The 13,290-nt window shown below is 65.3% G+C and carries 16 protein-coding genes, 2 tRNA genes and 1 pseudogene; 12 read left to right on the top strand and 7 right to left on the bottom strand.

Going from position 1 to position 13,290, the window contains the following annotated elements:
• Positions 1–246: 246 nt before the first annotated feature.
• On the bottom strand, positions 247–522 hold the full coding sequence (locus C451_RS09665) for a DUF7091 family protein (RefSeq protein ID WP_049913067.1): 276 nt from the start codon (positions 520–522) through the stop codon (positions 247–249).
• 139 nt (positions 523–661) lie between these two features.
• On the opposite strand from C451_RS09665, the pseudogene C451_RS24405 reads away from it, so the two are divergent.
• The 4 genes and pseudogenes from C451_RS24405 to C451_RS09650 form a co-directional block, all read left to right on the top strand.
• A pseudogene (locus C451_RS24405) lies at positions 662–844 on the top strand (replication protein A); the annotation flags it as partial.
• A 150-nt stretch (positions 845–994) separates the two neighbouring features.
• Positions 995–1,900 carry a replication protein A gene (locus C451_RS09660; protein WP_449271509.1) on the top strand — a complete coding sequence of 302 codons (906 nt, stop codon included), beginning with the start codon at positions 995–997 and terminating at the stop codon, positions 1,898–1,900.
• On the top strand, positions 1,897–2,487 hold the full coding sequence (locus C451_RS09655) for an RPA family protein (RefSeq protein ID WP_007740109.1): 591 nt from the start codon (positions 1,897–1,899) through the stop codon (positions 2,485–2,487). Before C451_RS09660 ends, C451_RS09655 begins: the two co-directional genes overlap by 4 nt.
• 68 nt (positions 2,488–2,555) lie before the next feature.
• Positions 2,556–2,963: a ribbon-helix-helix protein, CopG family gene (locus C451_RS09650; RefSeq protein WP_007740107.1), complete on the top strand. Its 408-nt coding sequence runs from the start codon at positions 2,556–2,558 to the stop codon at positions 2,961–2,963.
• Here the strand turns inward: C451_RS09650 and C451_RS09645 are convergent.
• Positions 2,960–3,412 (bottom strand): DUF5814 domain-containing protein, encoded by a 453-nt coding sequence (locus C451_RS09645; RefSeq protein WP_007740106.1) that lies wholly within the window; start codon positions 3,410–3,412, stop codon positions 2,960–2,962. The two genes, C451_RS09650 and C451_RS09645, sit on opposite strands and share 4 nt — an antisense overlap.
• Before the next feature lie 99 nt (positions 3,413–3,511).
• Here C451_RS09645 and C451_RS09640 point away from each other — a divergent pair.
• Together C451_RS09640 and C451_RS09635 are read left to right on the top strand one after the other, a co-directional pair.
• Positions 3,512–3,583: transfer RNA gene (locus C451_RS09640), tRNA-His, on the top strand.
• A gap of 101 nt (positions 3,584–3,684) precedes the next feature.
• A complete protein-coding gene (locus C451_RS09635; protein ID WP_007740105.1) occupies positions 3,685–4,410 on the top strand; it encodes a competence/damage-inducible protein A in 726 nt (241 codons plus the stop codon).
• Here C451_RS09635 and C451_RS09630 read toward each other — a convergent pair.
• Positions 4,407–5,591: a CBS domain-containing protein gene (locus C451_RS09630; RefSeq protein ID WP_007740104.1), complete on the bottom strand. Its 1,185-nt coding sequence runs from the start codon at positions 5,589–5,591 to the stop codon at positions 4,407–4,409. The genes C451_RS09635 and C451_RS09630 overlap by 4 nt on opposite strands.
• A gap of 76 nt (positions 5,592–5,667) precedes the next feature.
• Between C451_RS09630 and C451_RS09625 the strand changes: the two genes are divergently transcribed.
• Both C451_RS09625 and C451_RS09620 read left to right on the top strand, forming a co-directional pair.
• The gene (locus C451_RS09625; RefSeq protein WP_007740102.1) at positions 5,668–6,042 is read left to right on the top strand and encodes a cupin domain-containing protein; all 375 of its coding nucleotides are present in this window, start codon (positions 5,668–5,670) and stop codon (positions 6,040–6,042) included.
• A 40-nt stretch (positions 6,043–6,082) separates the two neighbouring features.
• On the top strand, positions 6,083–8,140 hold the full coding sequence (locus tag C451_RS09620) for a DEAD/DEAH box helicase (protein ID WP_007740095.1): 2,058 nt from the start codon (positions 6,083–6,085) through the stop codon (positions 8,138–8,140).
• Here the strand turns inward: C451_RS09620 and C451_RS09615 are convergent.
• On the bottom strand, positions 8,137–8,412 hold the full coding sequence (locus C451_RS09615) for a pro-sigmaK processing inhibitor BofA family protein (protein ID WP_007740094.1): 276 nt from the start codon (positions 8,410–8,412) through the stop codon (positions 8,137–8,139). The two genes, C451_RS09620 and C451_RS09615, sit on opposite strands and share 4 nt — an antisense overlap.
• A 121-nt stretch (positions 8,413–8,533) precedes the next feature.
• Between C451_RS09615 and C451_RS09610 the strand changes: the two genes are divergently transcribed.
• The 4 genes from C451_RS09610 (at position 8,534) to C451_RS09605 (ending at position 11,170) form a co-directional block, all read left to right on the top strand.
• Positions 8,534–8,606 (top strand) — tRNA-Pro (locus C451_RS09610).
• A gap of 37 nt (positions 8,607–8,643) precedes the next feature.
• Positions 8,644–8,784, top strand: a complete 141-nt coding sequence (locus C451_RS24400; protein WP_394295066.1) for a group I intron-associated PD-(D/E)XK endonuclease — start codon at positions 8,644–8,646, stop codon at positions 8,782–8,784.
• Between the two features lie 69 nt (positions 8,785–8,853).
• Positions 8,854–9,015, top strand: coding sequence for a hypothetical protein (locus C451_RS22770; protein WP_162471350.1), 162 nt, complete (start codon positions 8,854–8,856; stop codon positions 9,013–9,015).
• A 58-nt stretch (positions 9,016–9,073) separates the two neighbouring features.
• Positions 9,074–11,170, top strand: coding sequence for a minichromosome maintenance protein MCM (locus tag C451_RS09605; protein ID WP_007740093.1), 2,097 nt, complete (start codon positions 9,074–9,076; stop codon positions 11,168–11,170).
• Positions 11,171–11,172: 2 nt separating this feature from the next.
• Here the strand turns inward: C451_RS09605 and C451_RS09600 are convergent, their stop codons facing one another.
• The 3 genes from C451_RS09600 to C451_RS09590 form a co-directional block, all read right to left on the bottom strand.
• A complete protein-coding gene (locus tag C451_RS09600) occupies positions 11,173–12,027 on the bottom strand; it encodes a transcription initiation factor IIB (RefSeq protein WP_049913066.1) in 855 nt (284 codons plus the stop codon).
• Between the two features lie 153 nt (positions 12,028–12,180).
• Positions 12,181–12,606 carry an HIT family protein gene (locus tag C451_RS09595; RefSeq protein WP_007740091.1) on the bottom strand — a complete coding sequence of 142 codons (426 nt, stop codon included), beginning with the start codon at positions 12,604–12,606 and terminating at the stop codon, positions 12,181–12,183.
• 38 nt (positions 12,607–12,644) lie between these two features.
• Positions 12,645–13,274: a uracil-DNA glycosylase gene (locus tag C451_RS09590; RefSeq protein WP_007740090.1), complete on the bottom strand. Its 630-nt coding sequence runs from the start codon at positions 13,272–13,274 to the stop codon at positions 12,645–12,647.
• Positions 13,275–13,290: the final 16 nt, after the last annotated feature.

Below are 13,290 nucleotides of genomic sequence, written 5' to 3'. Positions count from 1 at the left end.
GCACCGGGCGCGAACACTGTGCGAGGGATGAGCACCACAGCGAGCAACGCGAGCGAGGAGCGCAATCGGCTGGGGAGGTATGTGGGCTGTTGCGGTGCGGTAGTGGGTAGTTTGTATCCGCGCGAGTGAAACGAGCGCGGTTCACCGCGAACGAGCCGCAGGCAAGTGAGCGGAGGTTTTTAGTCCAGGTTTTTCAAGGAGTGGTCGGCGAACGACGTGAGCCGACCCGACGCAGAAAAAAGTGGATTACCAGGTTTCGACGGTGCCTTCGCGGATGTCTTCGAGACAGCCTTCGCAGTCGGGATGGCCCGCTTCGAAGCAGTCGGGTTCGTAGCCGTCGAGGACGACAGTGCGTTTTTGCGCGTAGCGCCGGCAGACGATGCGGGCGTGTTCGTCGTATGGCCCATCGCTGTCGGCGCGGGTCTGGCCGTCGCTGTAGGCACGTTTCGATTCGGCATACCGTCGGCCCGCGGCGCGCGCCGTCGAGTGGAGAAAGCGCGCGATCGGACCGTCGTCGCTCATGGCGATGCGTTGGGTGTCGCGATACAAAGGCCCGTCGCCATCCCGAATCACTTTCACTCCGCTCGCACAACTTTTTATACCGTCGCGCGCCAACCGACGACTGTCTCCCACCGAAAACAACGCGGAGACAGGACACCCAATGACGGACGTACAACAGCACGCGACCGAGATACACGACCAGTTTTCCGATACACTAGATATCAGCGTCGAGGAGGTCGAAGAGCGCCTCGAAACGCTGGTCAACGAGTACAGAGTGCCCGCCGAGGAGGCTCGCCGGAGCGTCACGAGCAGCTACCTCGACAAGGCGGACATGGATCGCGAGGAGCTCGGCGGCGACAGCGAGGAGCGCACGATCGAGAGCATCGAGCTGCCCGAGCAGTGGGTCGATCTCACCGTCGAGGTGCTCCAGCTCTGGGAGCCGATGAGCGAGTCGGTCGCACAGGTCGGCCTGCTCGGCGACGAGACGGGCACGATCAAGTTCACCGCGTGGGCGACGTCGGATCTGCCCGAACTCGACGAGGGCGGCACCTATCGGCTCGAAAACCTCGTCACCGACGAGTACGAGGGACGGTTTTCGGTCAAACTGAATCGAACCACGAGCATCGAGGAAATCGACGAGGAGATCGACGTGCCCGAGTCGGGCGGAACGAGCGAGGAGCGCGAGATCGCCGAGATAGACACGCCCGAGGAGTGGGTCGATCTGACGGCGAAAGTGAGCCAGCTCTGGGAGCCACGGAGCGAGTCGATCGCACAGGTCGGACTGCTTGGCGATCCCTCGGGGACGATCAAGTTCACCAAGTGGGCGACCTCCGATCTCCCCGAACTCGACGAGGGGGGCGTCTACCAACTGACGAACCTCGTGACCGACGAGTACGAGGGGCGGTTTTCGGTCAAACTCAATCGCACGACGGGTATCGAGGAACTCGACGAGGAGCTCGAGGTCGGCGACGACGCGATCGCCGTGGAGGGCGCGCTCGTCGACATCCAGCGCGGGAGCGGGCTCATCAAGCGCTGCCCCGAGGACGATTGCACGCGCGTGCTCCAGAACGGGCGCTGTTCGGAGCACGGCGAGGTCGAGGGTGAGTTCGACCTCCGCGTGAAGGCGGTCATCGACGACGGCAACGAGGTCCACGAGACGATCTTCAACCAGGAGGCGACCGAGGAGCTCACCGACATCACCCTCGACGAGGCGAAGGAGATGGCGATGGACGCGCTCGATACGACCGTCGTCGCCGACGAGATCCGGGGCGACGTCCTCGGAAGCTACTACCGCGTCGAGGGACCGACGCTCGGGCGGTACGTGCTCGCAAACGAGTTCGAGAAGTTGGGCGGGCCGACCGATGCCGAGGAGACGTTGATCAAAGCGAGGTCACTATGAGCGGTGCACCCACCCGCGAGGTCGCCCAGCGCGTCTTCGCCCGCGAGTTCAGCGACGGCAGCGACACGTTCAAGGAGAGCGACGAGGAGCGCGCGCCGGTCTACCTCCTCCTGCCGACGGGCGAGCGCGCCAATCGGATCTTCTTCGTCGGCACGCTGACCGAGACCGAGGACGTCGGCTCGGATTCGGAGTACTGGCAGGGGCGCGTGGTCGACCCGACCGGGACCTTCTACGTCTACGCCGGCCAGTACCAGCCCGAGGCCGCGAGCGCGCTCCGGGAGATCGAACCCCCGGAGTACGTCGCGGTGGCGGGCAAGCCACGGACCTACGAGACCGACGACGGCGACACGAACGTCGCCGTCCGGCCGGAATCGATCACGGTCGTGGACGCCGAAACGCGCGATCGCTGGGTGGTCGAGACCGCCGAGCGCACGATCGAGCGGCTCCAGGCCTTCGAGGACGAGACCAACGAGTACGCTCGGATGGCCGAGGAGCGCTACGATCTCCCCCTCGAAAACTACCGCCGTGAGGCGGTGTCGGCGCTCGAGAGCCTCGAAGAGGACGACGAGGTCGCCGAGAGCGACTGATCGCCGGCGCTCGTCGATCGATCGTCTGACGAAGACCTAAGTTCGCGGAGGCGTAACTCGGCGTCGAGATGGGCAACAAGAACAAGACGATCTCCTTTCGCGTCAACGAGGACGCCTTCGAGACGCTGCGTGAGATCGCCGAGGAGCGCGACATCTCGCTGTCGGCGGTCTTCCGGAACTACGTCGAGATGCTGGTTGCCCACGACGGACAGGTGGAGGTCGTCCCCGAGCACGAAGTCGACGACGGCGACGTGGAGACGTCGAGCTTTCCGCCGAAGGTCGAGGTCCCCAAGAGCTACGTTCGCGAACACGAGCGGCTCGAACTCGAAGCCGAGCATCTCCGCGATCAGCTCGACGAACACCGCCGGTATGTCACCCAGTTGAGCCAGCGCTTGGAGGAGGACGACGGCGAGGACGTGATCCAGCTCGAAGAGCTCGACGGCGAGGACGAGGAAGAGCCGTACCGACTCGGTTAGAGCAGATCACGTTTTCGCTCGCCCACTCGGCGCTCCATCTCCCGGTTTTTCTCGACGCTCGCGAGATCCTCCATCGCGTCGAGCGTGCGCACCGAGTTGTCGAGAAAGGAGAGCACGTCGCCCGGATAGGCGGTCACGAGATAGTCGTCGCTCATGATGTCGACGATCGCCTCCGCGCCGAGCCCGCCCGCACGGAGATCGAGCAGATACTGGATGAACTTGCGCTCGGGGTGGCCACAGTAGGGGTTCGACTCGCAGTCACAGTCGAGGAAGTCCTCGGCGAAGTCGAGCACGCGCTCCTGGGTGGCGTCGTCGAGCTTCGCGAGGTTCTCGCCGGTGTAGAGCAAATCGAGGGTCGCGCCGCTGAACGCGCTCCGTGGAATGCGCGTTTCGAGCTGCGAGCCGATCCGACGGTGGTTCTTGACGTAGATCTTGTCCGTAATGGCCACGCTTGTCAGGAGTTGGGGCGAGAGCGGCAAAAGCCTCGCGGACCGCTCGGCGGGAGTCGTAACGTACTTTATTCGCGCCCGAATAGAAGCGACTGCGCGTCCGGGTTGGGGTAATGGTCATCCTTCAGCCTTGTGGAGGCTGAGACGCGGGTTCGATTCTCGCACCCGGACTATACCAGAGATTTTCATTGTCTGTCGAGGCCCTGACCTCATTTGCTGTGTTCCGAAGCTAACAGCGAAGGGCTATCAGTCCGCTTGCCCTCCTTTCCCCAATGGACGTCGCATTGCTCACCATCGGCGACGAACTGCTCTCCGGCGATACCGCGAACTCGAACGCGACGTGGCTCGCCGATCGACTCACCGGTCGCGGGGCGACCGTCGCACGGGTGCTCGTCATCCCCGACGATAGGGGACTGATCGCCCGCAAGGTCGCGGAGTATTCCGACGCGTTCGACGCGGTCATCGTCACCGGCGGACTGGGCGGGACGCCCGACGATCGGACGATGGACGCCGTCGCGGATGCCTTCGATCGCTCGCTCGCGGTCGACGAGCGTGCACGCGAGTCGGTCGCGAAACGCGTCGCCGCCCTCCGCGAGAGCTTCCAGGATATCGCCATCGACGTCGACGCCGAAGCGTCGATCCCCGAGGGGAGCCAACCGCTGTTGAACGATCCTGGTCTCGCACCGGGCTGCGTGATCGAGAACGTCTACGTCCTGCCCGGCATCCCCGAGGAGATGAAGGCGATGTACGAGAGCGTCGCGGAGGCGTTCGGGGGCGACGTGCGCTCACGGATGTTCTACACCGAAACGCCAGAGGCCGATCTGATCCCCGATCTCACCACCACCGAGGAGCGCTTCGACGTCAGCGTGGGCTGCTATCCCGACCGCTCGGCGGGCCACAACCGGCTCAAACTCGTCGGCGAGAGCGACGACGAACTCGACGTGGCGGCCGAGTGGTTGCGTGCGCGCGTCGAGACGATACCGGAACCCGACGATTAGAACGATTCGTCGGGCGAGCGTGGTGACTGGGTGGCGGCGTCGGTCGTCGCCTCCATCCCGCTCGACTGGAGGATCGTCAGCGCCGTCATCAGGTCCGTCCGAGAGACGAGACCGATGAACTCGCCGCGGAGGTCGAGCACGGGGAGCCGACCGACACCGTTCGACTGCATCGTCGAGAGCGCGTCCATCGCGTCGCTGTCCTCGGGAACCGTGTAGAGGTCCTGACTCATCACCTCGCCGACGCGGTAGGCGTCGCGTTCGACCTCGCGGACGGTCTGGGCGTCCGAGAGTGTGACCATCCCGACGAGTTCGCCGCCGTCGAGCACCGGATAGCCCGTGTGGCGCTCGGTGAGCATCCGATCGACGAGATCGGCGACGCTCGTCTCGGGTGTGACGGCGTCGATCTCGTCGGCGGGCGTCATCACTCGTTCGACGACCACACCTTGGAGAGCGGCCTTCGTCACCGCCTGCTGGGCCTCGCCGGCGGCGCTGATGTAGATGAAGAAGGCGATGGCGACGTAGAGGATGGCACCGGCGAACAGGCCGACGAGCGCGAGCAGGAAGGCGAACCCCTTGCCGACCTCGGCGGCGATCTGTGTGGCGCGGGCGTGCGTGCGATTGCGTGCGAGCAGTGCGCGCAGCACGCGCCCGCCGTCCATCGGAAAGCCCGGGAGGAGGTTGAACGCCGCGAGCGCGACGTTCAACAGCGCGAGATAGGCGACCACGAAGCGCACGCCCGGCAGGCCCTCTGGGACGACGAGGAAGGCAGCGTAGGAGACGATCCCGAGGACGACGCTCACGACCGGTCCGGCGACGGCGACGGCGAACTCCTGACGCCAGTCCTCCGGCATTTCGGCCATCTGGGCGATGCCGCCGAGAAACCAGAGCGTGATCGAATCGATGTCGTAGCCGAACCGCATCGCCACGACCGAGTGGCCGAGTTCGTGGAGGATGACGCCCGCAAAGAGGCCGAGAGCAGCGGCGAGGCCGAGAATGTAGGGCATCGTGCCCGCCGACAGCGCCGCGCCCGGAAGCCCCGTCCCGAACGTGGAGTTCATCAGCATCACGAGCTGGCCGACCTGCGAGGCGATGAGCCACGCGAGCAGCGGGAGCACGAGCAGAAAGGAGAGTCCGAGCTTGATTGGAATGCCCGCGATAGAACCGACCCGGAAGCTTGGCATGGCCCGACTAGGACGGGTAGTCCCTTAAGCCCATCCCAGCCGGCGGGTTTACCACGATGGCGGCCAGACGAACGCCATGAGCCGACAGACGGAGGCACTACTGCGTCGGGCCGACGGGATCGAGTACGAGCCGGTCGATGCGGCCGACGGCCTCGAAAAGGGTGTCCTCATCGACGAGGCACGTGGCGCGCCGAACTTCGCCATCCGGCGATTCACGCTCGCGGCCGGTGGCGAAGTACCAAAGCACACCAACGAGGTCGAACACGAACAGTACGTCCTCTCGGGCGAATACACGGTTGGCATCGGGGACGAGGAGCACACGGTGAGCGCCGGCGATTCGCTGTTGATCCCTGCCGGCGTCGTCCACTGGTATCGCAACGAGGGCGAGCAGGAGGGCGCGTTCATCTGTGCGGTGCCCAACGGCGACGACGCCATCGAACTCGAAGAGTAGTGCGAGCGACTGAAATAGCCGGCTCGCGTAGTCACGGCTAGTGTCACAGCAGGTCGCAGTCGGGACGCTGTTCGTCCACGGCGTCGGCGACGACTATCTCGTTGCCGTCTCGAACGACGGCGAGCGCTCGCTGTCGGCACGTCTCACGCTCGGGACGACCGACGCCGGACCGCGACCCGCGAAGTTCGCCCGGCGACACGAGTCGGGTGAGGAGCCGCTGGCTCCCGATCGGTTCGTCGAACTCGCACGGCGTGCCGATCGCATCCGGATCTCCCAACAGACGGGGCGAGCGCAGCGCGAGCGGATCGAGCGGATGCTCGACGGCTACCAGCTCGACGCGAAGACGGTGCGGACCTGTCGGTACTGTGCGAGCGCCGGGCGCTACTCGCCGGTCACGAGCGAGACGGCGATCGAAGCCGACGGCGAGCAGATCTGTCCGGACTGTGCGCGCCGTGAACTCGACGCCGAGCTCGCCCATCACGACGTCTCCAGCACCGCTGCCGACCGGCTTCAAGAACTGCTGCTCGACGTCCAGGACCTCGAACGCGTGAAGAACCTGCTGTCGGGCCAGCTCGATCCCGACCTCACGAAGTTCGACGAGATGAGCGCCACGACCGAGGCCGTCGACCCGGTCCCGGTCGACTCGCTCGGTCTCCATCCCGGCATGCAGAACCTGCTCGACGACCGCTTCGAGACTCTGCTGCCCGTGCAAAGCCTCGCAGTGCAAAACGGCGCGCTCGACGGCGACGATCAGCTCGTGGTGAGCGCCACCGCCACCGGCAAGACGCTGATCGGCGAGATGGCGGGTCTCGATCGCCTGCTCAACGGCGAGGGAAAGATGCTCTTCCTCGTCCCGCTGGTGGCGCTCGCGAACCAGAAGTACGAGGACTTCAGGGACGAGTACGGCCATCTCGCGAACGTCACGATCCGAGTCGGTGCGAGCCGCGTCCGTGACGACGGCGAGCGGTTCGATCCCGACGCCGACATCGTGGTCGGGACCTACGAGGGGATCGACCACGCGCTCCGGGTGGGCCAAGATCTCGGCGACATCGGTACAGTCGTGATCGACGAGGTCCACACCCTGGAGGACGACGACCGCGGCCACCGTCTCGACGGCCTCATCGCCCGGCTGAAGGGCTACTGTGAGAACCGTAACGGGAATGCGAGCGGGAACGGGACGAGTTCGAGCACGCAGTGGCTCTACCTCTCGGCGACGGTCGGGAATCCCGACTGGCTAGCCCAAAAGCTCCGGGCGAACCTCGTCGAGTTCGAGGAGCGGCCCGTGCCGATCGAGCGCCACGTCACGTTCGCCGATGGCCAGGAGAAAGCGCGCGTGGCGAACAAGCTGGTCCGGCGGGAGTTCGACCGGAAATCCTCGCAGGGCTATCGTGGGCAGACGATCATCTTCACCAACTCGCGGCGGCGCTGTCATCAGCTCGCGCGGAAACTGGAGTACGACGCCGCGGCCTACCACGCCGGGCTGGACTACTCGCGACGCAAGTCCGTCGAGCGCCAGTTCGCGAACCAGGATCTCGCCGCGGTGGTGACGACCGCCGCGCTCGCGGCCGGCGTCGACTTCCCGGCCTCACAGGTGATCTTCGACTCGCTGGCGATGGGCATCGAGTGGCTCACCGTCCAGGAGTTCCATCAGATGCTCGGCCGTGCGGGACGGCCGGACTACCACGACCGCGGCGTCGTCTACGTGCTGGTCGAACCCGACGGGAGCTACCATTCGAGCATGCCCGGCTCGGAAGACGAGACGGCCTTCCGGCTGCTCAAGGGCGAGATGGAGCCCGTGGCGATGCGCTACGACGAAACCAGTGCCGTCGAGGAGGTGCTGGCGAACATCACCGTGGCGGGCGGGGGTGCGAAGGCGCTCACCGAGCGGATGGTCGGCGACGTCCCGATGAAACACGCGGTCGGCAAACTCCTCGACTACGAGTTCATCGACGGGCTCTCACCCACGCCGCTGGGTCGGGCGGTGACGCGACACTTCCTCGATCCCGAGGCGGCGTTCACGATGCTCGACGGGATTCGCAAGGAAAAGGATCCCTACGACACGGTGGCCGAGATCGAACTGCGCGACGAGGAGAGCTAGACGAGCGGGGCGACGAGGTCGGGCGTGAACGCGAGCCCGAACACCGACAGCAGGACGACGAGCACCGCGCCCGGCAGCCCGCCGATGGCGACGACCGCGAGCGTGAGCCAGTTGACCTCGACGCCGATGCCGAACCAGCTGGCGGCGAGGAAGACCAGCAGGCCGACGACCGCGTTGACGATGAGCGGCCGAACTGCCTGCAGGATGCGCGCGGCCCCGAACAGCAGGACGAGCGCGACCGCGAGAGCCGCGAGTTCGAGTCCCGTGACCATGCGCGACCCTCGCACGAGCGCGGTATAGGCCTTCCGTACTCCGTCTGTGGATGTGAGGCTTCGACCGCTCTCCGACGGGAAACGCAAGGGTTTATTCGCCGGCGTCCATTAGTTCACGTGCGGGACCGTGGGTTAGCCTGGTATACTCCGAGCCTTGGGTGCTCGTGACCGCGGTTCAAATCCGCGCGGTCCCACTACCGTTTTTGCTATAGTACGAGCGAAAGCAGGGGTATGGACTCCCATCGAAAGGGCGATCTCACGGAAGCGCTCGTGATCGCCGAACTGAAAAGACGCGAGATCCCGGTTTCGATTCCGTTCGGGGACACGAGTGGTACGATATCGACGCCGAGACACTGGCCGGCAGTTTGCTGAAGGTACAGATCAAAACCGGCTGGATGGCGGATGGAACGGTGAATCTTCACGGAAAGTCACAACACACGAATGGAGCTCGGTCCGCGTGCCGTTGCTCGCAACTGGATCGAATCCAACGGTGGTACACCGATCCCGCTCCAACGCGACCGCCGCAACAGCAACGACCGCAAACGGCCGCCGAGCGCACCGAAGACGATCCCCGACGATTTCGGTTCGCAGGGGAACGGCTGATTCCACTTTCACTGCGCGTTGCGAAGGTTCTTGAGCGAAAGAACACTACCCACCACCAATGGCTCGTGCGGAGAACGCCGATCTGATCGACGATTTCGAGGAGTTCTACCGCAACTACTACCGCAACGAGATCGGGGAGCTCGCCCAGCAGTATCCGAACGAACGCCGATCGCTGTTCATCGACTGGAGCGATCTCTACCGGTTCGATTCGGATCTCGCCGACGACTACCGCTCCCAGCCCGACCAGCTCCAGGAGTACGCCGAGGAGGCGCTGCGACTCTACGATCTCCCCGTCGACGTGGGTCTCGGGCGCGCGCACGTCCGCATCCGGGGGCTCGACGAACCGACCGAGATCCGCGAGATCCGGGCGCGCCACCGTGGCCAGCTGCTCGCGGTACAGGGCATCGTCAGGAAGGCCACGGATGTTCGGCCCAAGATCACCGAGGCGGCTTTCGAGTGCCAGCGCTGTGGCACGCTCACCCGTATCCCCCAGACCGGCGGCGACTTCCAGGAACCCCACGAGTGTCAAGGCTGTGAGCGCCAGGGGCCGTTCGACATCAACTTCGACCAGTCGGAGTTCGTCGACGCGCAGAAGCTCAGGGTTCAGGAGAGCCCGGAGGGGCTGCGCGGCGGCGAGACCCCACAGAACATCGATATCCATATCGAGGACGACATCACCGGCGAAGTGACGGCGGGCGATCACGTCCGCGTCACCGGCGTGCTCCATCTCGACCAGCAGGAGTCCGGCCGCGACGCCTCGCCGATGTTCGATCTGTTCATGGACGGCGTCACCGTCGAGATCGAGGACGAACAGTTCGAGGACATGGACATCTCCGAAGCGGACAAACGCGCCATCGTCGAACTCTCGACCGAGGACGACATCTACGAGCAGATGGTCGGCTCGATCGCACCCTCGATCTACGGCTATCAGGAGGCCAAACTCGCGATGATCCTCCAGCTCTTCTCGGGCGTGGCCAAACATCTCCCGGACGGCTCGCGCATCCGTGGCGACCTCCACATGCTCCTCATCGGGGATCCTGGTACTGGCAAGTCCGTCATGCTGCAGTATATCAGAAATATCGCCCCACGATCGGTCTACACCTCCGGGAAGGGATCGTCGAGCGCCGGGCTGACGGCGGCCGCGGTGCGCGACGATTTCGGGGAGGGCCAGCAGTGGACGCTCGAAGCCGGTGCGCTCGTGCTCGCCGACCAGGGGATCGCGGCCGTCGACGAACTGGATAAAATGCGCCCGGAAGACCGGTCGGCGATGCACGAGGCGCTCGAACAGCAGACCATCTCGGTCTCGAAGGCCGGGATCAACGCCACGCTCAAGTCCAGATGTTCGCTGTTGGGCGCGGCGAACCCCAAGTACGGACGGTTCGACCAGTACGAGTCCATCGGCGAGCAGATCGATCTGGAGCCGGCACTCATCTCGCGGTTCGATCTCATTTTCACCGTCACCGACGATCCGGACCCCGAGCGCGACAAGGACCTCGCCGAGCACATCCTGCGGACGAACTACGCGGGCGAGCTCAACACCCAGCGGACCGAACAGACCGCGGCGAACGTCAGCCAGTCGGAGGTCGACGCCGTCACCGACACCGTGGCCCCGGCGATCGAACCCGACCTCCTCCGGAAGTACATCGCCTACGCCCAGCGCAACTGCTACCCGACGATGACCGAGGAGGCCAAGGAGGCGATCAGCGATTTCTACGTCGATCTCCGGGCGGAGGGTTCCGACGACGACGCGCCCGTGCCGGTGACCGCACGGAAGCTGGAGGCGCTCGTCAGGCTGGCCGAGGCGTCCGCGCGCGTCAGGCTCGCCGATACTGTCGAACTCGAGGACGCCGAACGCGTCATCGAGATCGTCCGGTCGTGTCTCAAGGACATCGGCGTCGATCCCGAGACCGGCGAGTTCGACGCCGACATCGTCGAGACGGGCACCTCGAAGAGCCAGCGTGACCGGATCAAGAACATGAAGGCGCTGATCACCGACATCGAGGACGAGTACGACGCCGCTGCGCCGATCGAGGAAGTGCTCGATCGCGCCGAGGAGACCGGGATGGAGCGCTCGAAGGCCGAGCACGAACTCGAAAAGCTCAGACGACAGGGCGAGGTGTACGAGCCACAGACCGACCACCTGCGGACCACGTAAACCTACTCGCGCAGATCGTAGTAGGTCGTCCGGAGCGTCACCGGCGTCACGCCGGCGACGTCGGCGGCCGACTGCTGTGTGAGTGCGTGATCGCGCTCGGTCGCGGCGGTGTAGAGACAGGCCGCGGCGACGCCGCTCGGATTGCGCCCGTTGGTCAGTCCGAGGTCGTGGCTCTTCTCGACGAGCGCGCGTGCCCTGCGCTCGATCTCATTCGGGAGGTCGAGCTGGTTCGCGAACCGTGCGAGATACTCCTCGGGATCGATCGGGCCGGTTGGCAGGCCGAGTTCGCGGTTCAGGGCGTCGTAGGCGGCGGTGAGCTCGTCGCGCGTGGCTTTGGCGACCGTGCCGATCTCGGCGAGCGTACGCGAGAGGGCCTCGGTGCGACAGACGGCGTAGACGGCCGCGGCGGCGAACCCTTCGAGCGAGCGCCCGCGCAGCAGGTCCTCGTTCTGTGCGGACTCGAAGAGCACGCAGGCGCGGTCGCGGATCGAGTCGGGAAGACCGAGCGCGCCCACCATGCGCCGCACCTCGGTGAACCCGTAGACGCGGTTGCGCTCGGCGCGCGAGGAGATCCGCGTGCGGTTGTGCTGGCGGCGCAGACGTGCGAACAGACGTCGTTTTCGGCCGGTGAGTCGGGTCGAACGGCCGATCTCCGTCGAGAGCCCGCGATCGTGGCGCGAGCGCGTCAGCGGTGCACCCGTGCGTTTCCGGTCCGGTCCGTCCTCGAAGTTGCGCCACTCGGGGCCGCGATCGACGCGGTCCTCGCCGATGACCAGCCCGCAGTCGAGACAGTACGTCTCCTCGCCGGCGTCGTCCAATCGGCCATTACATTCCGGACATAGGGTGGTTGAATTCATACCTCAGACGATGCAATGCATTCTATTTAAAATTTTTCTACGGGGTAAAATTATTAGAGTGGTAGAAATAGAAACACAAGGGCAGCTCGTCATCGTTCGTTCAGAGGAAGGAGAGGGTACTCGACGACCGATCACGGTCCGCGGACGGTGTCGCTATCGGGCGTCGCGGATCTCCTCGGCGATGGCGTCGAGATCGTCCTCGGAGAGGTCGGGTCGGTCGCCGGCGACGACGTGGATCGGCGCGCCGCCGTCGTCGTCGAACCGGGGGATGATGTGGCCGTGGAGGTGAGGCACCTCCTGGCCGGCGGCCGGGCCGTTGTTGAACGCCACGTTCGAGCCGTCGGCGTCGGCAGCCGCCTCGACGGCCGGTGTCAGTCGGTGGAGCGCGGCGAAGACCTCGCGGGCGAGTTCCTCGGAGAGATCGGTGAGTCGCTCGTGGTGGTCGTTCGGGACGACGAGCGTGTGACCGGGCGCGAGCGGGTTCGCGTCGAGGAAGGCGGTCACGTCGTCGCTCTCGAAAACGATGCGGCCGGGGATCTCGCCGGCGACGATCCCGCAAAACGGACAGTCGTTCGACATACTCGCACCTCGCGTGCGGGAAGCAAGAAGGTTTGGCGTCACTCGATGGCAGCGAGCGTCTCGGCGATGGCGTCGAGATACCCTTCGTACGTGTAGTCGAGCCGCGAGAGCCAGACCGCTTGGTAGGAAGGGTGGAGCACCGGCACGAGCGTCGTCCCCAGACTCCCGAGCGCGACCGGTTCGAGGATCGAGTCGAGAAAACCGTCGATGCTCTCTCCTTCGGTCGCGAGCAGGCTCGTCGTCGCGTGTTTGCCGGTCGCGATGACGGCGCGCGGTCCGATCTCCTCGATCTCGGTTTCGAGGTAGGGTCGGCAGTTCGACCGCTCTTCGCTCGTGGGTTCGCGGTTCGACCCCTCCTCGCCCTCGGGAAAGCACTTGACGGCGTTCGTGTAGTAGAGTTCCTGACTGTCGAAACCGAGATCGCCAAAGAGGTCTCGAATCTTTCGCCCGGAGTGGCGTGCGGTGTAGGCCATGCCGGTCCAGTTGCCACCCTTCCACAGGTCGGCCTCGGGCGTGCCGGCACCGGGTGCCTCGCCGACCACGACGAGCTCGGCGTCGAGCGAGCCGTTGCCCCACGAGATGCACTCTCGAGATTCGGCGAGCGCGGGACAGCGCTCACAGCCGGGCGCGAGGACGTTTTTCGAGTCGGGATCGGGATACTCGGGCATGGCGAGTGTGGGGCCG

This window comes from Halococcus thailandensis JCM 13552 (assembly GCF_000336715.1).
GTDB classification, from domain to species: domain Archaea; phylum Halobacteriota; class Halobacteria; order Halobacteriales; family Halococcaceae; genus Halococcus; species Halococcus thailandensis.
The sequence above is the reverse complement of the archived record's forward strand: the minus strand, read 5'-3'. Positions and strand labels throughout refer to the sequence as shown.